The organism is Pseudomonas sp. D1HM, from assembly GCF_019266105.1.
Lineage (GTDB): Bacteria > Pseudomonadota > Gammaproteobacteria > Pseudomonadales > Pseudomonadaceae > Aquipseudomonas > Aquipseudomonas taetrolens.
This window is the reverse complement of the sequence record NZ_LRMN01000053.1, coordinates 1-585: the sequence shown is the minus strand read 5'-3', so window position 1 is coordinate 585 and position 585 is coordinate 1. Positions and strand designations below refer to the sequence as shown.

Sequence of the window (585 nt, the reverse complement as noted above, 5' to 3'; positions counted from 1 at the left end):
ACGATGCGCGCCCAGGGCCGCAGGGTATCGGGTTTGGCCAGGGCCGCAGCCTCCCGGTACCAGCTGTCGGCGAGCGGGTCGAGCGCTGGCAGGTGGTCTTTTTCGTGGACGCAGACAAAGGGCGCAGATTCGGCCATGGCCGTTGTGCTCAGGGATAAGAAAAGCATCAGGGCGCAACGCTTAATGATGTGCATCAACTCACCTTGTGTCGTGCATGGGCTAAGCCGTTGGGGGCGTTTGTTGTTCATGGCCTGGCGTGCTCGGGCTTCCAGTCCGGTCTTTCTGCGTCATAGCCCTGGGTCGGGTGAGGTGGAAGGGGATGGTCTTTCATCAGGGTGGGGAAGCGTATGTCAGGGTCATTTCTTAGTTGTGAATAATATTCCGCGTAAACCTCATATAAAGAATCATTCGGTGTGTACCACATCCTGAAGTGGGGTTTTGAATTGCTGGAGAATACATATTTCATAATCAGTGCCGCACTTTGGTGGCCTTGCGAAAGTGCAACTTGGTAGTGCTGCAGTGCAATTGGGAAGTTGTCCTTGAGTATTTTGTAATAAAGGGCCAGTTCGTAGTTCGCCTGTCCAT

General features: G+C 53.8%; 2 pseudogenes. Both read right to left on the bottom strand.

Going from position 1 to position 585, the window contains the following annotated elements:
* Positions 1-167: pseudogene (locus AWM69_RS22685) on the bottom strand (sel1 repeat family protein); the annotation flags it as partial.
* Between the two features lie 77 nt (positions 168-244).
* Positions 245-585, bottom strand: a pseudogene (locus tag AWM69_RS22680) (sel1 repeat family protein); the annotation flags it as partial.